The sequence below is a fragment of the Amycolatopsis sp. WAC 04169 genome, from assembly GCF_003947535.1.
Lineage (GTDB): Bacteria > Actinomycetota > Actinomycetes > Mycobacteriales > Pseudonocardiaceae > Amycolatopsis > Amycolatopsis keratiniphila.
Window position 1 is genome coordinate 147,718 of record NZ_QHJI01000006.1, and the last position, 18,840, is coordinate 166,557.

Annotated in this window: 16 protein-coding genes; 9 read left to right on the plus strand and 7 right to left on the minus strand. The window is 71.0% G+C overall.

The annotated features are described in order from the left end of the window. The first annotated feature begins 27 nt into the window (after positions 1 to 27). Genes DMC61_RS16895 through DMC61_RS16905 form a run of 3 tightly spaced genes read left to right on the plus strand, consistent with a single transcriptional unit; the run spans position 28 to position 2,397 of the window. A complete protein-coding gene (locus DMC61_RS16895; RefSeq protein ID WP_016332080.1) occupies positions 28 to 633 on the plus strand; it encodes a bifunctional adenosylcobinamide kinase/adenosylcobinamide-phosphate guanylyltransferase in 606 nt (201 codons plus the stop codon). A gap of 7 nt (positions 634 to 640) precedes the next feature. Continuing rightward, positions 641 to 1,654, plus strand: coding sequence for a nicotinate-nucleotide--dimethylbenzimidazole phosphoribosyltransferase (gene cobT / locus DMC61_RS16900; protein WP_125690078.1), 1,014 nt, complete (start codon positions 641 to 643; stop codon positions 1,652 to 1,654). Next, on the plus strand, positions 1,651 to 2,397 hold the full coding sequence (locus tag DMC61_RS16905; protein ID WP_125690079.1) for an adenosylcobinamide-GDP ribazoletransferase: 747 nt from the start codon (positions 1,651 to 1,653) through the stop codon (positions 2,395 to 2,397). The genes cobT and DMC61_RS16905 overlap by 4 nt, the downstream gene beginning before the upstream one ends. A gap of 253 nt (positions 2,398 to 2,650) precedes the next feature. On the opposite strand, the gene DMC61_RS16910 is transcribed toward DMC61_RS16905, so the two are convergent. Together DMC61_RS16910 and DMC61_RS16915 are read right to left on the minus strand one after the other, a co-directional pair. Then, on the minus strand, positions 2,651 to 3,271 hold the full coding sequence (locus DMC61_RS16910) for a hypothetical protein (RefSeq protein WP_125690080.1): 621 nt from the start codon (positions 3,269 to 3,271) through the stop codon (positions 2,651 to 2,653). Positions 3,272 to 3,383: 112 nt separating this feature from the next. Beyond that, positions 3,384 to 3,776, minus strand: a complete 393-nt coding sequence (locus tag DMC61_RS16915; RefSeq protein ID WP_125690081.1) for a MerR family transcriptional regulator — start codon at positions 3,774 to 3,776, stop codon at positions 3,384 to 3,386. 64 nt (positions 3,777 to 3,840) lie between these two features. On the opposite strand from DMC61_RS16915, the gene DMC61_RS16920 reads away from it, so the two are divergent. Further along, a complete protein-coding gene (locus DMC61_RS16920; protein ID WP_125690082.1) occupies positions 3,841 to 4,725 on the plus strand; it encodes an NAD(P)-dependent oxidoreductase in 885 nt (294 codons plus the stop codon). Here DMC61_RS16920 and cobC read toward each other — a convergent pair. Genes cobC through DMC61_RS16940 form a run of 4 tightly spaced genes read right to left on the minus strand, consistent with a single transcriptional unit; the run spans position 4,706 to position 9,621 of the window. After that, on the minus strand, positions 4,706 to 5,725 hold the full coding sequence (cobC, locus tag DMC61_RS16925) for an Rv2231c family pyridoxal phosphate-dependent protein CobC (protein ID WP_125690083.1): 1,020 nt from the start codon (positions 5,723 to 5,725) through the stop codon (positions 4,706 to 4,708). The two genes, DMC61_RS16920 and cobC, sit on opposite strands and share 20 nt — an antisense overlap. Beyond that, on the minus strand, positions 5,718 to 7,052 hold the full coding sequence (locus DMC61_RS16930) for a cobyrinate a,c-diamide synthase (RefSeq protein WP_125690084.1): 1,335 nt from the start codon (positions 7,050 to 7,052) through the stop codon (positions 5,718 to 5,720). The genes cobC and DMC61_RS16930 overlap by 8 nt, the downstream gene beginning before the upstream one ends. After that, positions 7,046 to 7,660 carry a cob(I)yrinic acid a,c-diamide adenosyltransferase gene (gene cobO, locus DMC61_RS16935; RefSeq protein ID WP_125690085.1) on the minus strand — a complete coding sequence of 205 codons (615 nt, stop codon included), beginning with the start codon at positions 7,658 to 7,660 and terminating at the stop codon, positions 7,046 to 7,048. Before cobO ends, DMC61_RS16930 begins: the two co-directional genes overlap by 7 nt. Next, positions 7,660 to 9,621: a putative cobaltochelatase gene (locus tag DMC61_RS16940; protein ID WP_125690086.1), complete on the minus strand. Its 1,962-nt coding sequence runs from the start codon at positions 9,619 to 9,621 to the stop codon at positions 7,660 to 7,662. The genes cobO and DMC61_RS16940 overlap by 1 nt, the downstream gene beginning before the upstream one ends. A 61-nt stretch (positions 9,622 to 9,682) precedes the next feature. Here DMC61_RS16940 and cbiE point away from each other — a divergent pair, with 61 nt between their 5' ends. The 5 genes from cbiE to DMC61_RS16965 are packed head-to-tail and all read left to right on the plus strand — an operon-like array spanning position 9,683 to position 16,450. Continuing rightward, the gene (gene cbiE, locus DMC61_RS16945; protein WP_125690087.1) at positions 9,683 to 10,822 is read left to right on the plus strand and encodes a precorrin-6y C5,15-methyltransferase (decarboxylating) subunit CbiE; all 1,140 of its coding nucleotides are present in this window, start codon (positions 9,683 to 9,685) and stop codon (positions 10,820 to 10,822) included. Beyond that, complete coding sequence (gene cobM / locus DMC61_RS16950) at positions 10,819 to 11,580, plus strand: precorrin-4 C(11)-methyltransferase (RefSeq protein WP_125690088.1); 762 nt, start codon at positions 10,819 to 10,821, stop codon at positions 11,578 to 11,580. The genes cbiE and cobM overlap by 4 nt, the downstream gene beginning before the upstream one ends. Then, positions 11,577 to 12,572 carry a Gfo/Idh/MocA family protein gene (locus tag DMC61_RS16955; protein ID WP_125690089.1) on the plus strand — a complete coding sequence of 332 codons (996 nt, stop codon included), beginning with the start codon at positions 11,577 to 11,579 and terminating at the stop codon, positions 12,570 to 12,572. The genes cobM and DMC61_RS16955 overlap by 4 nt, the downstream gene beginning before the upstream one ends. Next, positions 12,569 to 13,312 carry a cobalt-precorrin-6A reductase gene (locus tag DMC61_RS16960; RefSeq protein WP_199750016.1) on the plus strand — a complete coding sequence of 248 codons (744 nt, stop codon included), beginning with the start codon at positions 12,569 to 12,571 and terminating at the stop codon, positions 13,310 to 13,312. Before DMC61_RS16955 ends, DMC61_RS16960 begins: the two co-directional genes overlap by 4 nt. 33 nt (positions 13,313 to 13,345) lie before the next feature. Then, complete coding sequence (locus DMC61_RS16965) at positions 13,346 to 16,450, plus strand: arabinosyltransferase domain-containing protein (RefSeq protein ID WP_125690091.1); 3,105 nt, start codon at positions 13,346 to 13,348, stop codon at positions 16,448 to 16,450. A gap of 104 nt (positions 16,451 to 16,554) precedes the next feature. Here DMC61_RS16965 and helR read toward each other — a convergent pair whose 3' ends face one another. Next, positions 16,555 to 18,738, minus strand: a complete 2,184-nt coding sequence (gene helR, locus DMC61_RS16970) for an RNA polymerase recycling motor ATPase HelR (RefSeq protein WP_125690092.1) — start codon at positions 18,736 to 18,738, stop codon at positions 16,555 to 16,557. Positions 18,739 to 18,840 lie beyond the last annotated feature (102 nt).

Below are 18,840 nucleotides of genomic sequence, written 5' to 3' on the forward strand. Positions count from 1 at the left end.
GGTAGCGCGTGCACGAGAATGCGGGGTATGACCAAGCTGACGCATCGCCTCGCGAGGGTCCTGGAGACCCTCGCGCGGGCACTTCGCCGCTATTCGCGCGACGACGGCAAGGTGCTGATACTGGGCGGCGTCCGCTCTGGGAAGTCACACCACGCCGAGCGGCTCGCGTCCCGTCACCCGCACCTGACCTACGTCGCGCCCGGCCTGCCGCCGAGCGCCGAAGATCCCGAATGGGCCGCCCGGGTGGCCGCGCACCGCGCGCGGCGGCCGAGTCACTGGAAGACGGTCGAGACCACCGACCTGGCCACGGTGCTGCGGACGGCGACGCATCCGCTGCTCATCGACTGCCTCGGCACGTGGATCAGCCGGGTGCTCGACGAGGTCGGCGCCTGGGACCAGCGCAAGGGCTGGGAGCGGCGGCTCGACGACCGGCTGGAGGATTTCCTGGCCGCGTGGGAGCAGGCGGACGTGCCGGTGATCGCGGTCAGCAACGAGGTCGGCAGCGGTGTGGTGCCCGCGACGGTGTCCGGACGCGTTTTCCGTGATGTGCTGGGCGCGTTGAACAACCGGGTGTCAGCCGTGTCCGACCGGACCGTGCTGGTCGTGGCCGGACGGATGCTCGACCTGCCTTAGGAGTCCTATGCGTATCGCCATCCCGGACGCCGCCGCCGAAGCCGCCGCGCGCGCCAGACTGGACGGTCTGGTCAAGCCGCTCGGTTCCCTCGGACGGCTCGAAGACCTGGCCGCGTGGCTCAGCGCGGCACACGGCGCCGTCCCGCCGCGGCCTCTCGACGACGTCCGGGTGGTCGTCTTCGCCGGGGACCACGGGGTTTCCGGGATGTCGGCGTATCCGCGCGAGGTGACCGCGGCGATGGTCCGGGTGTTCCTCGCCGGCAAGAGCGGCGTCAGCGTGCTGGCCGGGCTGGCCGGGGCGAAGGTGCGCGTGCTGGACATCGCCGTGGACTGGGACGGCGCGGACGTGCCCGCCGAAGTCACCGCGCACAAGGTCCGGCGGGGTTCCGGCGCGATCGACGTCGAGGACGCACTCGCCGAGGGCGAGGCGCGGACGGCGTTCGAGCACGGGCTGGCGATCGCGGACGAGGAGATCGACGGCGGCGCGGATCTGCTCGTCCCCGGCGACATGGGGATCGGCAACACGACGATCTGCGCGGCCGTGGTCGCCTCGCTGCTCGGCCTTCTCCCGGAGGACGTCGTCGGCACGGGCACCGGGATCGACGAGGACGGGCGCGCGCGGAAGCTCGCGGTCGTCGAGGCCGCGTTGATCAGGTCCGGTGCGGTGAAAGACCCCTTCGCGTTGCTGACCTCGCTCGGCAGCGCTTGTCTCGCCGCGACGGCGGGCTTTCTCGTGCAGGCGGCGGTTCGCGGGGTGCCGGTGCTGCTCGACGGCGTGTTCTCCGGGGCCGCGGCGCTCGTCGCCCGCGAGATCGCGCCGGGGGCGGAGCGGTGGTGGCTGGCCGGGCACCGTTCGACCGAGCCGTCGCAGGCGTACGCGTTGAAGGCGCTCGACCTGGAGCCGATCCTCGATCTCGGGCTGCGGCTCGGCGAGGGCAGCGGCGCCGTGCAGGCGGTCCCGGTGCTGAGGGCGGCGCGGGCGATCCTCGCGGACATGGGTCTGCTGGCGGATCTGGCTTGATCGCCGACGCGCTGAAGATGGCCGTCGGCACCCTGACCACGGTCCGGGTGCCGGCGCCGAAAGTGATCGACCGGCGGGTGGCGGGCGGGGCGATGGTGCTCGGCCCGCTGGCCGTCGTGCCGCTCGCGGCCGCCGCCGCGGTGATCGTGTTCCTGGGTGAGCTGATCGGCCTGCCCGCGTTCGCGTCCGCGGCGCTCGCGCTGGGCGCGGTCGCGCTCGGCAGCCGCGGGCTCCATCTCGACGGACTCGCCGACACGGCCGACGGGCTCGGCGCGTCGTACGACCGCGCGCGGGCGCTGGAAATCATGCGGCGCGGGGATTCCGGGCCGACCGGGATCGCGACCCTGGTGCTGGTGCTGCTCGTCCAGGCCGGTGCGCTGGCCGGGGCGATCTCGGCCGGACACGGGATCGCGGCGGCCGCCGTCGCGGTCTTCGCCGGACGCGGGGTGCTGTCGCTGTGCTGTGCGCGCGGCGTCCCGTCGGCCCGGCCGGAAGGGCTGGGCGCGACCGTCGCCGGTTCGGTGCCGGTGTGGGCGGCGGCCGCGGTCTTCGCCGTGCTGGCGGGCGCGGCGGCGCTGGTGCTGCCGTGGTGGCAAGGACTGATCGCGGTGGCGCTGGGCTATCTGGCCGCGTCGGCGCTGCTGGCGCGGTGCGTTCAGCGGCTGGGCGGGGTGACCGGGGACGTGCTCGGCGGTTGCGTCGAGGTCGCCGTCGCGGGGGCCTTGCTGGCTTCGTCGTTCTGAGGAGCCGCCAGTTTCTCGTCGATCTCCCGCAGGCCGGCTGCGGATGCTGCGAAAGTGGCCTTCGCGACATTGGAGGACAGGCGCTTGGTCGGGCGTTGTCTCAGAGCCTGGTGTGCCCCTCGCGACGATGTAGGAATCGGGACACTCAACGTCCCAATTCCTACATCGTCAACTCCGACGCCCACGCAACCGTCGTCCTCGTGCAGGTCCGGCGCAGGCGGGTAAATACCGATCCGTTCTGAAGCGACCCCGGTCAAGCGGGCTTGTCCGCCGCCAGTTTCTCGTCGATCTCCGGCAGCCAGAAGCACAGTTCGAGGGTCTTCATCCCGGCCCACAGGCCGAGCTTGCGGCCCTGGGAAACCAAAGTGAGCGAGGCGAACAGCAGCAGCGCGGCGATCACGGCGGCGACGAACGGGTGCTTGCCCGCGAAGATGTCGACGATCGCGGCGACGGCGCCGAACAGCAGCGGCGGCGCGCAGTTGCGCACCATGAGCCCGGACGCGCGCAGCCGCGTGACGTCGGCCGCGACCTCCTTGTCGTGCAGTTGCAGCGCGCACAGCAGCAGATGCGTGTTCTCCTTCAGGAACGCGCGGCCCTCGGCCGAGGGCATCCGGCGCACGAACTCCGCGGCCGCGTCCCGGTTCCGCCTGCGCGGCACGATCCGCTCCAGCGCTTCCCCGAGCGGATAGGCCAGATAGCCCAGCAGGAAGCTGAGTACCACGATCACGACGACCAGCACCACGGTCGGCACGCCGCCGATGCTGGCGGCCGTCAGGATGTGGAGCTTCGCCCCGAGATAGCCGAAGAACGCGACGTACAGCGCGCCGGGGATGGTGTAGGCGAAGAGATCGAAGACGCCGATCACGAAGTTCACCGGCTTATCCAACCACTTCGAGGGCCTGGTTGGTCGTGAGTGTCGTTCCAGCGACACTCACGACCACCTGTACCGAACACGCCACCTTTTCCTTACTTCTCAATGACCGCCCTTATCGCTCACGAGCCAGGGCTCCGGCGACTTCGTCGGCATGCGGGACGGTCGCCGCGATGATGCCGTCCAGCACCTTCCGCGTCGCCGTCATCTCGTCGATCGCCGCGGTGATCCGGTCCCGCTCCCGGTACAGCTCGGGCAGCAGATCGACGCAGGCGGGCGCCAGGCCGTTCCCCAGATCGACCATGCACGGCAGCACGCCGGCGATGGTCGCGGTGCCCAGCCCCGCGGACAGCAGGGTGCGGATGTTGCGCACCCGCGCGACATCCGCTTCCGAATATTCGCGGTAACCACTCGGCCTTCGCGCCGGATGCAGGAGGCCCTGTTCCTCGTAATAGCGGAGCAACCGTTCCCGCACGCCCGTCCGCCGCACCAGCTCACCGATCCGCATGAGAACAACCATTACACGATCAGGAGTTGACTCTCACATCGATGAGAGACTTTAGCCTTGCCCCATGACCGATCAGAACCTCCCGGTGACCGTCGCCGGGCTCGGCCCGATGGGCGCCGCGCTCGCCGCCGCCCTGCTCGACCGCGGTCACGACGTGACCGTGTGGAACCGCTCCCCCGGCAAGGCCGCCCCCTTGGTGGCGAAAGGCGCGCGGCAGGCGGACGACATCGTGGACGCGGTGTCCGCGAGCCGTCTGCTCGTGGTCTGCCTCGCCGACTACGACGCGCTTTACTCCGCGCTCGGCCCTGCGCGGGAAGCCTTGCGCGGCCGCGTAGTGGTGAACCTGAATTCCGGCACGCCGAAGGAGGCACGCGAGGCCGCCCAGTGGGCGGAAGGCCACGGAATCGGCTACCTCGACGGCGCGATCATGGTTCCTCCGCCCCTGGTCGGGCACACCGGCTCGCTCTTCCTCTACAGCGGCTCCACCGAGATTTTCGAGACGCACAAGGAGACGCTGGCCGACCTGGGCGATCCGGCCCATCTCGGCACGGACCCTGGCCTCGCCGTGCTGTACAACACCGCGTTGCTGAGCATGATGTACTCGTCCCTGAACGGTTTCCTGCACGCCGCCGCGCTGGTCGGCAGTGCCGGGGTCGGGGCGGCCGAGTTCACGGAGATCGCGGTGGACTGGTTCCTGCCCTCGGTGATCGGCGGGATCATCAAGGCCGAGGCGCCCACCATCGACAAGGGTGAGTATCCCGGCGAGCTTGCTTCCCTGGAAATGAACGTCACGACGCTGAAGCACATCATCGGCACCAGCGACGAGCAGCGAGTGGACGCCGGGATCCCGGCCGGGAACAAGGAACTGCTGGACCGGGCGGTCGCCGCGGGGTTCGGCAAGAGCGGCTACTCCTCGGTGATCGAGGTCCTCAAGCGGGGAGCCGCCTGACCGCCGCGAGCGCCGCCAGGAAAGCGTCCACCGTCTCCCGGTCCCGCACCGCGATCCGCAGGTACCGCGCGTCCAGCCCCGGGAAGGTGTCTCCACGCCGGACGGCGAACCCGTGCTCCCGCAACCGTTCCCGGACGACATCGGCACCCGGGAGCCGCACGAGCACGAAAGGCCCCCGGGGCTCCCCCAGCACCTCGACACCCATAGCGGTCAGGCCCGAGACCAGGTACTCCCGGTCCGCTTCCGCCGCCACGGCCAGTTTCTCGGCTTCCTCCAGCGCCGCGGGACGGCAACACGCCTCCACGGCGACGGCGGCCAGCGACGACACCGACCACGGGGGCTGAACGGCGCGCAAAAGGTCCACAATGGACTCATCGGCCAGGACGTACCCGGCACGCAGCCCGGCGATCCCCCAGGTCTTCGTCAGGCTGCGGAGGACGACGAAACCGGGTTGTCCCGCAACGCTTTCGGTCTCGCCCGGGACGGCGTCGAGGAAGGCCTCGTCGACGACGACCAAGCGATCCGGGCGGCCCAGCGCGAGCAGGTCCGCGGCCGGATGCAGCACGGAGGTCGGGTTCGTGGGGTTCCCGACGAAGACCAGATCGGCTTCTTCCGGCACGTCGCCCAGCCGGAAGCCGTCGTCGGGCGACAACACCACCCGGTGCACGGCGTGGCCGGCCGCGCGCAGGGCGGCTTCGGGTTCGGTGAACTGCGGGTGCACGACCACCACGTACGACGGCCGCAACGCCGTGGCCAGCAACGTGAACGCCTCGGCCGCGCCGGAGGTCACCAGGACCCGGGATTCGGGCAGCGAGTGCCGGGCGGCGACCGCGGCCGTGGCGGCGGTGACGTCCGGATAGGCGGCCAGATCATCCAGTGCCGCCGCCAGTTCGGCGCGCAGCCAGGCGGGCGGCGCAGGCAGACGGACATTGACCGCCAGATCGACGAGACCTTCGCCGACCTCGCGATCGCCGTGGTGCCAGAGGTCGTAGTCAGCCATGGGCGCGCACCGCGGCGGCGAACCGTTCGGCGAGTTCGGGGTACCCCGCCCAGTGGACGTGCAGGTACGACGCGTGCAGGGACGCCGACGCGAAGCCGTCCGGAGTACGGTCCCAGCCCCAGGCCGGGGTCGGGCCGCTGCCGGGTTCGATGATCGTGCGGTGGAACTCGTGCCCGGTGACGCGTTGCCCGGCGACCGCGAGCACGCTGTCGGCGGGCGAGAAAGCCTTGCGGTACCCGAGTTTTCCGCGTTTCGTCATGGTGGCCGAGGCGTCGAGGACGCCGGTCATCGGCGTCCCGTCGATGTCCTGGCACAGGTACAGCAGCCCCGCGCATTCGGCCACGACGGGCATACCGTCGCCGACGGCTCGCGCGATCGCCGTGCGGAGCGGCAGATTCGCCGAAAGCTCTTCGGCGTGCACCTCGGGGAATCCTCCACCGAAGTACAACCCGGCGCAGCCTTCGGGAAGTTCCTTGTCCTGCAAGGGATCTACATCGACGACGTCGACCCCGGCGGCGGCGAGCAGTTCGACGGCCTCGGTGTAGCGGAAGGTGAACGCCGGACCGGCCGCCGCGGCGACCACCGAACGCCGCCCTTCGACCGCGAAAGGAGGCCGCCAGGGCTCCCCCGAAAGCCGGGAAGCCGAGCGCGCCACCTGCACGATCGCGCCCAGGTCCACGCCCTCGCTGATCCACGCGGCCAACTCCGGCAGCAACCGTTCCGACTCACTCGCCCGTTCGGCCGCCGGGACCAGGCCGAGATGACGGCTCGGCGCGTGGATTTCTTCGTTGCGGTACAACGTTCCCAGCAGCGGGACGCCGGTCGCCTCCAGCGCGGTGACGATCTCGTCCGCGTGCCGCTGCGAACCCAGCTTGTTGAGGATGACACCGGCCAGCCGCACGCGGGTGTCGTACTGCGCGAATCCGAGCACGGTCGCGGCGACACTGCGCGACGCGGCCGACGCGTCCACGACGAGCACCACCGGCGCGTCCAGCAACCGGGCGACGTGCGCCGTCGAGGCGTAGCCCTCGGTGCCGAGCGCGCCGTCGAACAAGCCCATCACGCCTTCGATGACCGCGATGTCGGCACCGGCGGAACCGTGCCGCAGCAACGGGATCAGCCGGTCCTCGCCCTGGAGGAACGGGTCGAGGTTGCGCGGCGGCCGTCCGGTGGCGAGGGAGTGATAGCTCGGGTCGATGAAGTCGGGGCCGACCTTGTGCCCGGAGACCTTCAGCCCCCGCGCGCGCAACGCCGCCATCAGGCCCGCGGCGATCGTGGTCTTGCCGTGCCCGGAGCCGGGCGCGGCGATGACCACGCGGTTCACCATTCGATGCCTCGCTGGCCCTTTTGCCCGGCGTCCATCGGATGCTTCACCTTCGTCATCTCGGTGACCAGGTCCGCCGCGTCGATCAGCTCCGGCGGCGCGTACCGGCCGGTGATCACCACGTGCTGGTGACCGGGACGCCCGGTCAGCGTCGAGACGACGTCGTCCACTTCGAGCCAGCCCCATTTGAGCAGGTAGCTGAACTCGTCGAGGACGTAGAAGTCGTGGGTCTCGGCGGCGAGACGGCGTTTGATCTCGGCCCAGCCCTCACGCGCGTTCTCGGCGTGGTCCTCCTCGGAACCGGATTTGCGCGCCCAGCTCCAGCCTTCGCCCATCTTGTGCCACTCGACCGCGCCGCCCTGCCCGGTGTCGTCGTGCAGCTTGCCGAGGGCACGGAACGCGGCTTCCTCGCCGACGCGCCACTTCGCCGACTTGACGAACTGGAACACGCCGATCGACCAGCCCTGGTTCCACGCGCGCAACGCCATCCCGAACGCGGCGGTGGACTTGCCCTTCATCTCGCCGGTGTGCACGGCGAGCAGCGGGCGGTTGCGCCGCTGGCGGGTGGTGAGACCGTCGTTCGGCACCGTTTCCGGTTTGCCCTGTGGCATTACGCCGCCTTTCCGGAGATACGGCTGCGGACGGCGCCCGCGAGGGTGTCGGCGGCGACCTCGGCGACCGGAACGTGTTCCGCGCCAAGGTGTTCCGCCAGTTCGGCGGCGAGCCCGAGGCGCATCTTCCCGCTCTCGCAGTCCATCACGATCGACGTCACGTTGCCGGCCAGCAGCCCGGCCGCCTGCCGCGCGCGCTGGACGGCGTCGGCGCCGCTGGTCGCGCGGCCGTCGGTGACGACGACGAGCAGCGGGCGCCGCAACGGATCACGGACCGCCTCGATACGCAGAACCCTTGCCGCTTCGAGAAGTCCTTCCGCCAGCGGTGTGCGGCCCCCGGTCGCGAGACCGTCCAAACGGGACGCCGCGGCGTCGACGCTGATCGTCGGCGGGAGCGCGAGTTCGGCGCCCGAGGCGCGGAAGGTCACCAGGCCCACCTTGTCGCGGCGCTGGTACGCGTCGAGCAGCAGCGACAGCACGGCGGTCTTCACCTCGCGCATCCGCTGGCGCGCGCCCATCGAGCCGGACGCGTCGACGCAGAACAGCACCAGGTTGCCCTCGCGCCCTTCCCGCCGCGCGAACCGCAGATCCTGAGGCCGCACCACGAGTCCGGCGCCGCTGCGACCGCGGGAACGCTGATGCGGCGCGGCCGCGCGCACGGTCGCGAGCAGATGCGGATGCCCGTCCTTGGTCCCGGCGGGCTGGACGCCGATGGTCCGGCCGTTGTCGGTGATCGCCCGCGACCGCCGTCCGGCCGCGCCCTCACCGGTGCCCTTCACCTCGAAACGCCTGGCACGGAAGGCTTCCCCGGCGCCGACCGGCTTCTGGTCGCCGCCACTCCCGCCGCCTGACGGCTCCTGGCCACCTTGCGCGGGCGGCGGGGCCTCACTGCCCTCGGGAGGGGCACCGGAACCGGAACCGGGACCGTCGTCGTCAGGACCGGGCCCTTCCGGTTCGGCGTCCTGCAACGCCTGCTCCAGCTGCTCCTCGGAGATACCGGGCGCGTCGAAGGGATTGCGGCGACGGCGGTGCGGGAGCGCGAGCCGGGCCGCGACCCGGACGTCGTCGGTGGTCACCTCGGTACGCCCGGCCCAGGCGGCGTGCGCGACCGCGGTCCGCGCGGTCACGATGTCCGCGCGCATCCCGTCGACCTCGAACGACGCGCAGACCTCCGCGATCTGCCGCAGCGCTTCGTCCGGCAGTTTGACCGACGGCAGAAGTCGTTGCGCCGCCTCGATGTCCGCGGCGAGTTCGGCGTCGGCCGCGGCGTACTGGCCGGCGAAACCGTCGGGGTCCGCCTCGTAGGCGAGCCGCCGCCGGACGACCTCGACGCGCAGTTCGGGATCCCGGCTGGACGCGACCTCGACGGTGAGCCCGAAGCGGTCCAGCAACTGCGGCCGCAGCTCGCCCTCCTCGGGGTTCATCGTGCCGATCAGGACGAACCGGGCCGCGTGCGACACCGAGACACCCTCGCGTTCGACGGTCGCGCGGCCCATGGCGGCGGCGTCGAGCAGCGTGTCGACCAGGTGGTCGTGCAGGAGGTTGACCTCGTCCACGTACAGCAGCCCGCGATGCGCGGCCGCGAGCAGGCCGGGCTGGAAATCGGTGACGCCGTCGGCGAGCGCGCGTTCCAGGTTCAGCGAGCCGATCACGCGGTCTTCGGCCGCGCCGACCGGCAGTTCCACCAGCCGCGCGGGACGGCGGTGGGCGGGCGAGCCCTCCGCGTGCGGGCCGTCGGGGCAGGCCGGATCGGGTTCGACGGGGTCACAGGAGAACCGGCACGCGTCCACGACGTCGACGCCGGGCAGCAGCCCCGCCAGCGCACGCACCATGGTGGATTTCGCCGTGCCCTTCTCACCGCGCACGAGCACCCCGCCCACGGCGGGCGAGATGGAGGAAAGCACCAGCGCCAGGCGCAGATCCGGCATCCCCACAACGGCGGTGAACGGGTACGGCTTCACAGCTCTCCCTCATCCTCGACGACCTCCGGCCGATCATCGCACAGGAAATCCGTCGTCTAGCGTGACCGAGGTGCGCGAAAAATCACCCCTGACGGTCGTCGGGATCGGGGCCGACGGCTGGTCCGGCCTGTCCTCGCAGGCCAGGGAAGCGGTCCTGAACGCCGACGTGGTCGTAGGCGCTCCGCGTCAGCTCGCGTACCTGCCCGCCGGGATGAAATCCGAGCCCTGGCCGAGCCCGCTGTTGCCCGCTCTGGACGGCTTCCTCGCCGAGCGCGAGGGCCGTGTCTGCGTGCTCGCCAGCGGCGATCCGCTGCTCTCCGGCATCGGCACGACGCTGATCCAGCGCGGCTACGACGTCGAGGTCCTGCCCGCGCTCTCCTCGGTGACGCTCGCCCGCGCGCGGCTCGGCTGGGCGGCGGAGGAGACCGAGGTGGTCACCGTCGTCGGCCGCGCGATCGCCAGGGTGAGCCGCGCGCTCGCGCCCGGCCGGAGGATTCTCGTCCTCGGCGCGAACGCCGAAGACCTGCTCGACCTGCTCAAAGCCCGCGGTTACGGCAAGAGCCGCGTCACCGCGCTGTCCGACCTCGGCGGCCCCGACGAACGCGTCGGCCCCGGCTCGCTGACCGTGTTCGCCATCGAGGCCGACGGTCCCGCGCTGCCGCTGACCGGGCTGCCGGACGACGTCTTCGAGCACGACGGCCAGCTCACCAAACGCGACCTCCGCGCGTCCGCGCTGGCCAGGCTCGCGCCGACGCCCGGCGAACTGCTGTGGGACGTCGGCGGGGGCGCGGGCAGCGTCGGCATCGAGTGGTCCCGCGTGCATCCGCTGAACCGGGCGATCGCGATCGAGCGGTCGCCGGAGCGGGCCGACCGGATCACCCGGAACGCGCACGCGCTCGGCATTCCGGAACTCGATGTGGTGACCGGCGCGGCGCCGGAGGCCCTCGAAGGGCTGGCCACCCCGCAAGCGATCTTCATCGGCGGCGGAGTGACCGTGCCCGGTGTCCTGGACGCCTGCCTGGCGACCGGCGCGCGGATCGTCGCGCACGGCGTGACCCTCGAATCCGAACAGGCCCTGGCCCGCGCGTACGGCGAACACGGCGGGGAACTGATCCGCGTCGCCGTCGAACAGGCCGCGCCGCTCGGCGGATTCACCGGCTGGACCCCGGCTCGAGCCGTGACCCAATGGAGCAAGTCGTGACTGTCCACTTCATCGGCGCCGGTCCGGGTGCGGCCGACCTCATCACCGTGCGAGGCCGTGACCTGCTCGGCCGCTGCGAAACCTGCCTGTACCCCGGGAGCATGACGCCGACAGCACTCTTGGCGTACTGCCCGGACGACGCCGAGCTCATCGACACCGCGAACCTCGACCTGCCCGCGATCGTCGAGCGCATGGTCGAGGCGCACCGGAAGGGCCACGAGATCGCGCGGCTGTGCTCGGGTGATCCGTCGATCTACAGCGCGGTCGCCGAGCAGATGCGCCGCCTCGACGCCGCCGGCGTTCCGTACGACGTCACGCCGGGCGTGCCCGCGTTCGCCGCCGCGGCCGCGCTGCTCAACCGCGAACTGACCGTGCCCGAGGTCGGGCAGAGCCTGGTCATCACGCGCGCCCAGGCGCGGTCCACGGCCATGCCGCCGGGGGAAACGCTGGCGAACTTCGCGCGCACCGGCACCACGCTCGCGCTGCATCTGGCGATCAACCGCATCGAGCAGGTAGTCGACGAACTGCGGCCGTTCTACCGCGAAGACTGCCCGGCCGCGGTGGTCGCGCTGGCCAGCCAGCCGGGTGAGCAGGTGCTGCGCGGCACGCTCGGCACCATCGCCGCGCAGTCCCGCGAGGCCGGGATCACCCGCGCCGCGATGATCTTCGTCGGGGAAGCCCTTGCCGCGGAAGGCTTTCCCGACAGTTTCCTGTATTCGGCCACCCGTGACCGCGCTAGCCAACCGGAGTCGCTGTGAAGAGCCTTCGCTGGGGCCTGCTGGCCGCCGGGACCATCGCTGCCGAGTTCGCGGCGGGCGTCGAAGAGAGCAAGCACGGAGTGCTCGAAGCGGTCGCCGCGCGATCCGGTGACCGGGCGGCCGAGTTCGCGAGCCGTTTCGAGATCCCGAAATGCTACGGCGCCTACGAGGATCTGCTCGCCGATCCGGACGTCGACGCGATCTACATCTCGACGCCGCATCCGCTGCACGGCGAATGGGCGATCCGCGCGGCCGAGGCGGGCAAGCACATCCTGTGCGAGAAGCCGCTGACGATGTCCGTCGCCGAAGCCGAGAAGGTCATCGACGCCGCCCGCGCCAACGACGTCTTCCTCATGGAGGCGTTCATGTACCGGCTGCATCCGCAGATCCGGCGGCTGGCCGAGCTGATCTCCTGCGGTGCCATCGGCGAGGTCCGTGCCGTGGACGTCGCCTTCAGCTACAACTTCGCCGTTCCCCGGCTCACCGATCCCGCGCTGGGCGGCGGCGGGATCTTCGACGTCGGCTGCTACTGCACTTCACTCTCGCGGCTGGTCTCGCAGGCGGCGATCGGGCAGGACGTCGTCGAGCCCGAAGAAGTGCTCGGGATGGCGAGGCTCGACGAGAACGGCGTCGACGAGGTCGCGTTCGGGCTGCTGCGGCTGCCGGGCGGGATCCTCGCGCAGCTGGCCTGCGGTTTCCAGCTCACGCAGGACGATCACATCCGCGTGTACGGCTCGGAAGGTCAGCTGTACGTGCCGAAACCGGCGTGGATCCACGAAATGCGCAAGCCGAAGACGTCGCAGATCGTGCTCACGCCGGAAGGGGGCGAGCCCGAAGTGATCGAAGTCGAAGCGACACAAGGCCTTTTCGCCCGCGAAGCCGACCACGTCGCCACCCACCTCGAAGACCGGCAGGCGCCCGAGCTCACCTGGGCGGAGACGCTCGCGAACCTGCGCACGCTGGAGCGGTGGCGCGAGGCTGTGGCCCGATGAAGCTGCTGATCCTGGGCGGCACCGGCGAAGCACGCGAGCTCGCGAAGGAACTGGTGGCGCGCGGAGAGCACGTCGTCTCGTCGCTCGCGGGCCGCGTCGCGCGTCCGAAGCTGCCGCACGGCGAGACCCGCGTCGGCGGCTTCGGCGGTCCGGAGGGGCTCGCGCGCTGGCTGACCGAGAACGACGTCGACGCGGTGATCGACGCCACGCATCCCTTCGCCGAACGCATCGGCGCGAACGCGGCCATCGCGGCGAGGGAAACGGGTACACCGTTGCTCAGGCTGGCCAGGCCCGGCTGGACCGAGCAGCCCGGCGACACCTGGCACTGGGCCGACGACCTCGACCACGCCGCGCGGCTGCTCCCGGCGCTCGGCGGACGCGTGTTCCTCACCAGCGGGCGGCAGGGCCTCGCCGCCTTCGCCGCGCTGGATCTCTGGTTCCTGATCCGCTGCGTCGACCCGCCCGAAGCCCCGCTCCCCCGGCGGCACGAAATCCTGCTCGACCGGGGGCCGTACACGGTGGAGAAGGAACGCGCGCTCATGGAGCGGCACGGCATCGAGGTCCTCGTCACCAAGGACAGCGGTGGCTCGATGACCGCGGCGAAGCTCACCGCGGCCCGCGGGCTCGGCCTTCCGGTGGTCGTCGTGCGGCGGCCGCATCGGCCGGAAACGGCCAGCGTAACGACAGTTCAGGGCGCTATAACCTGGTTGCGCGGCGCGGTGAAGGGCAGCCCTGCGTAAGCCGTTCGGACCAGACCCGTTAGCGTTGCGCCGATGCGTTTGATCGCTGTCACGCTGGGGTTGCTGTCCGCCTTGTGCGCATTGGCTTTCCCCTTCCTGCCGGTGGTGCAGGACACAGCGGAGGTCGTCTGGCCAACGGGCGGCGACACCCGCTCCGTCAACGCGCCCTTGACCGGGTACTGGGCGCAGGACCTGCGCGTCGATCTGCCGTGCACGACCGTCCGTTCGCTGGACGCGCGTTCGCAGGGCCAGGCGCTGTTGTTCTCCACCGTGCCCGACGGCCGCACCGACCCGCGCGCGGGCAAGGGCGTCGGCCTGCAGCTGCGCATCGACAACGGTGTGCTGCTCGCCTCCAGCCAGGGCCAGCAGATCGTGCAGCAGCCCCTCCCGGAAAAGAACTGCGACGTCAAGCTCCGCGCGGACGCGAACCAGATGACGGTGACCGTCGCCGAGACCGTGGTGTTCCACGCCGAGGGCGACGTCCGGCCGCGGCTGGTGGGGATCTACTCGTCGATCAACGCGAGCAAGGATCCGATCGCCGGCCTGCACGTCTCGGTCGTCCCGGACACCCGCTACCAGACCTCGCCGACGGTGTGGAAGTGGATCATCGGCGTCATCGCGGCGCTGTCGTTCATCGGCTGCCTGATCGCGGTGTGGCGGATGGACTCCGGATTCGCCCGCCGCGCGCCACGCTGGGCGCCGGTCGGCTGGTGGCGGCTGACCGCCCGCGACGCGACGGTGATCATCGCGCTCGGCGCTTGGGTGTTCATCGGCCCGGTCACCTCGGACGACGGCTACATCCTCACGATGTCGAGAGTGGCCGAAGAGACCGGCTACCTCACGAACTACCACCGCTGGTTCGGGGTCGCCGAAGCGCCGTTCGGCTGGTTCTACCACGTGTATCAGCTGATGGCGCACGTCAGCACGGTGCCGCCGTGGATCCGGCTCCCGTCGTTCGTGCTCGGCGTGCTGAGCTGGCTGCTGATCAGCCGCGAGGTCATGCCGCGCCTGGGCACGCAGGTCCGCACGAGCCGCGCCGCCGGCTGGGCCGCCGCCGCGGTGTTCCTGGTCTGGTGGATGCCGTTCAACAACGGGGTCCGGCCGGAAGCGATCCGCGCGCTGGGCTCGCTGCTGGCGATCTGCGCCGTCGAGCGCGCGCTGGTGACCCGCCGTCTGCTGCCGTTGTGCCTCGGGCTGACCGCGGCCGGGTTCACCCTGGCCGCGACGCCGACCGGGCTGATCGCGGTCGCGCCGTTCCTGGTCGCCGCGCGCCCGCTGTACAAACTGGTCCGCCAGCGCGCCGAGAACGGCTGGCTGCCGGTGCTCGGGCCGGTGCTCGCCGCCGGGCTGCTGGTGCTGGTCGTGGTGTTCGCCGACCAGACCTTCGCCACCGTGCAGGAGGCGACCCGGATCCGCACCCTGGTCGGCCCGAACCTGTCGTGGTTCCAGGAACTCGCGCGCTACCAGCTGCTGTTCGAAAGCCTGCCGGACGGCTCCGTGCCCCGCCGGTTCCCCGTGCTGCTGGTGCTGCTGTGCACCGGGACCTGCCTGGTGGTGCTGCTGCGCCGCGGCCGGATCCCCGGCGCCGCGCTCGGCCCCAGCCGCCGCCTGATCGGCACGGTCGCGCTGTTCTTCCTGCTGCTGGCGCTGACCCCGACCAAGTGGACGCACCACTTCGGCGCGTTCGCCGCGGTCGCCGCGGCCATGGCGGCGTTGACCGCGCTGGCGACCAGCTCGACGGTGCTGCGCTCACGGCGCAACCGGGCGGCGTTCCTCGCCGGGCTGCTCGTGGTCGGCGCGCTGGCCGCGACCGGACCCAACTCGTACTGGTTCGTCTCGAAACTCGGTGTGCAGTGGACGGCGGTGGCGCCGTCGATCGGCGGGGTCCCGCTGTCGACCATCCTGCTGATCGCGGCGGCGATCTCCGGGGTGTACGCGTTCGTGGAGAACGTCCGCGCGCACCGGCCCGGTCTGCAGGCGGGACCACAGGAAGGGCGGAGCCGGTCGCTGCGGCTCGGTTCGCTCTCGCTGGTGGTGGTCTGCGGCCTGATGGCCACGGGCGAGTTCGTCAGCATGGCGTGGGCGATCCACAACCAGCAGGGTTCCTACAGCCTCGGCGCCGCGAACTTCGGGCATCTGTTCGGCAAGAGCTGCAACCTCTCCGACCACGTGATGGTGGAACGGGACGCCGCGACCAGCATCCTGCGGGCCCAGCCCGAACAGCGGACGGTCCCGGTGAAGAAGGAGGAGCCGCCCGCCGGGCAGACCCCGCCGCCGCTGCCCGATCCCGAGCAGGACAACGGCCGGGTGCAGACCGGGTTCCACACCCGCGCGATCGACGACAAGGATCCGCTGGCCGAACCGCCGCACGGCTTCAAACCCGACGAAGTCCCGATGTGGAGCAGCTTCCTCGACCCCGAGACGCGGGCCGGGCGCCTGCGCAGCGACTGGTACGCCCTCGCCGAAAAGCCCGCCGACGGGCAGATCGTGGTCGCCACCGCGGGCGCGGCCCGGCGGCCGACGTCGGTCAGCCTCGACTACGGCGTGAACACCAGCGAAGGCGTGAAGGTCGTCCGCAGCCAGTTCGTGCTGCCGCCGGGCGCCGGGACGAACGGCTGGAACGACACCCGGATCAACCTGCGCGACCTGCCGGCCGAGACGACGTCCGTGCGGATCAACATCGTCGACAACGACCTCACCGAGGACGGCTGGATCGCCGCGTCCGCGCCCCGCGTGCCGACGTTCACCACGCTGACCGAGAAGATCGCGGGCAAGCCGGTGTACGTCGACTGGCCCGCGTCGTTCGTCTACCCGTGCGTGCAGCCGGTGACCTCGCACGACGGCATCTCGAAGATGCCCGAGTACCGGATCACCGCCGGCGCCGTCGCCGACGAGGCGAACTGGGCGTCCAGCACCAACGGCGGCCCGATCGGCTGGCTCGAAGAGGTCGCGGCCGAACCCGAGGTGCCCAGCTACCTGATCGGCCAGCCGAGCCAGTCCTGGGGCCAGCTGCTGCAGGTCGAACCGTTCACCGAGGGGATCGCGCCGACGATCGTCCACGGCGAGAAGGTCGTCCCCGGCTGGTGGTCACCCGGCCCCGGACCGCGCCAGCCGAACGGCAAGGACCCGACCCGCTGACATGCGTGATCAGCCGGACGACACGCATGATTGAACGGACGACACCTGTGATCAGACGGACGGCGAGAGTGTCGTCCGTCTGATCACGAGTGTCGTCCCCCCAGTCACGCGTGTCGTCCGTTCAGGCCCGCCAGCGCGGGCGGCAGCGGGCCTTCGTGAAGGACGCCGAGCCGCTGCGTAGCGCGCGTCAGCGCCACATAGAGCTCCGCGGCACCTCGCGGCCCGTCGGCCAGGATCCGCTCCGGGTCCACGACGAGGACGGCGTCGTACTCGAGTCCCTTCGTCTCCGACGCGGGCACCGTGCCCGGCACGCCGGGCGGTCCGATCACGACACTCGTGCCTTCACGCCCGGCTTCGTCCTTGACGAACTCCTCGATGGCACCCGCCAGGGAATCCGCGTCGACCCGCCGCGCCCACGGCCGGACCCCGTTGGACCGCACCGATTCCGGCGCCCGGACCTCCGGCGCGAACTCGGCGAGCACCGACGCCGCGACGGCCATGATCTCCGCCGGGGTCCGGTAGTTCACCGTCAGCGAGCGATACACCCAGCGCCCCGGCACGTACGGCTTCAACATCGCGTCCCACGAGCGCGCCCCCGCCTCGGACCGGCGCTGCGCCAGATCGCCGACGACGGTGAACGACCGGTTGGGACAGCGCCGCATCAGCACCCGCCAGTCCATTTCGGACAGTTCCTGCGCCTCGTCGACCACGACGTGCCGGTACGTCCAGTCCCGGTCCGCCGAGGCACGCTCGACGAGACTGCGCGTGTCGTGCTCGACGAACCGGTCGGCGAGTTCGTCGGCGAAGAGCAGGTTCTCCGCCGACAGCATGACGTCCTCGTCCATCTCCTCGCGGTCGAGTTTCATCGTGTCGAACACGCCTTCGGCGTACTCGGCCTCGGCCTTCTTCTCCCGCGCTAGCGCCATCTCGGCGGCCTTGTCCTCCGCCTTGTCGCGGCCGAGCAGGTCGACGAGTTCGTCGAGCAACGGCATGTCCGACACCGTCCATGCCTCGCCGTCGGCGCGCAGGAGCGCCTGGTCGGCCCCCGCTGCGCGAAGCCGCTCCGAGGACGAAAGCAGTGTCCCCAGCAGGCTTTCGGGCGTGAGGATCGGCCAAAGGTCGTCGAGCGCGGCGGTGAACGTCTCGCTCTCCGCCAGTTCCTTGAGCAAGTCCTTCCGCAGCCGCTCCCACTCGTCGCGATCGTCCCGGCTGAGCCAGCCGCGACCGATCCGCGCGATCGCCCGCTCGGTCAGCACGTAGGTGACGATGTCGGTGAACGTCCCGCGTGCCTCGTTGTGCGGCAGGCCGCTCTTGCGTGCCTCGTCGCGGGCCCATTCCGCGGTCTCGGCGTCGATCCGCACGGTGACGTCGGCGAGGTCGATCAGCACCGGCTCCTCCGGCAGCCGCTGACGGTCGGCGACGGCGGCCTTGAGGACGTCCAGCATCTTCAGCGAACCCTTGAGCCGCGTGACCTCCGGCCCGTCCTCGGCGGTGACGTGCTTGCCGGGCACGAGATCGCCGGTGGTCATGAACACCACGTCGGTCTCGCCCAGCGACGGCAGGACACGGCCGATGTGGTGCAGGAACGCCGGATTCGGCCCGACCACGAGCACGCCGTGGCGCTCCATCCGCTCGCGCTGCGTGTAGAGCAGGTATGCGACGCGGTGCAGCGCGACCACGGTCTTCCCAGTCCCCGGCCCGCCCTCGATCACGAGCACCCCGGGGTGCTCGTGCCGGATGATCTCGTCCTGTTCGGACTGGATCGTCGCGACGATGTCCCGCATCCCCTCGCCACGCGGCGCGTTGACGGCCGCGAGCAGCGCCGCGTCACCCTCCGCGTCGCCGCCGGGGCGGCCGAACACCTCGTCGGTGAATCCGAGCAGCTCACGGCCGTGCGTGTGGAACTGACGGCGACGGCGCATCTTCTCCGGCGTCGCCGCGGTCGCGGTGTAGAACGGGCGCGCGGCCGGCGCCCGCCAGTCGAGCAGCACCGGTTCGTAGTCGTTCTCCTCGTCGAAGAGACCGATGCGGCCGATGTGGGCGGTCTCCCCCGCCAGGCTGTCCAGCCTGCCGAAGCACAGCCCGTTGTCGACGACGTCCAGCCGCCGCGACTCCCTCGCCAGCGCGCGCACCTCGACGTCACGTTCCATGGCCGTCCCGCCGGTCCCGCCCAGCGCGGCCTGGTACTCCCCCTTCACCCGCGCGCGTTCGGCGTCCAGGCGCGTGTAGAGCCCGGCGACGTATTCGCGTTCGGACCGGAGCTCTTCTTCATGACCCTGAGTTGACACAGACTCCCATTTCGCCAGGTTTCGGCTACGGCGAGTGAGTCTGAGGCATCACCGGGGTCTTGTGGCAAGTCCCCCCATGCGCTATATGTTTATTACGGAGGG

Bases quoted from the DNA above. Each gene is read 5' to 3' on its own strand.
- cobC (WP_125690083.1), bottom strand. From the start codon at position 5,725: ATGGCTGACTACGACCTCTGGCACCACGGCGATCGCGAGGTCGGCGAA.
- cobO (WP_125690085.1), bottom strand. From the start codon at position 7,660: ATGCCACAGGGCAAACCGGAAACGGTGCCGAACGACGGTCTCACCACC.
- DMC61_RS16915 (WP_125690081.1), bottom strand. From the start codon at position 3,776: ATGCGGATCGGTGAGCTGGTGCGGCGGACGGGCGTGCGGGAACGGTTG.
- DMC61_RS16895 (WP_016332080.1), top strand. From the start codon at position 28: ATGACCAAGCTGACGCATCGCCTCGCGAGGGTCCTGGAGACCCTCGCG.
- DMC61_RS16960 (WP_199750016.1), top strand. From the start codon at position 12,569: ATGAAGCTGCTGATCCTGGGCGGCACCGGCGAAGCACGCGAGCTCGCG.
- DMC61_RS16965 (WP_125690091.1), top strand. From the start codon at position 13,346: ATGCGTTTGATCGCTGTCACGCTGGGGTTGCTGTCCGCCTTGTGCGCA.
- DMC61_RS16920 (WP_125690082.1), top strand. From the start codon at position 3,841: ATGACCGATCAGAACCTCCCGGTGACCGTCGCCGGGCTCGGCCCGATG.
- cobT (WP_125690078.1), top strand. From the start codon at position 641: ATGCGTATCGCCATCCCGGACGCCGCCGCCGAAGCCGCCGCGCGCGCC.
- DMC61_RS16930 (WP_125690084.1), bottom strand. From the start codon at position 7,052: ATGGTGAACCGCGTGGTCATCGCCGCGCCCGGCTCCGGGCACGGCAAG.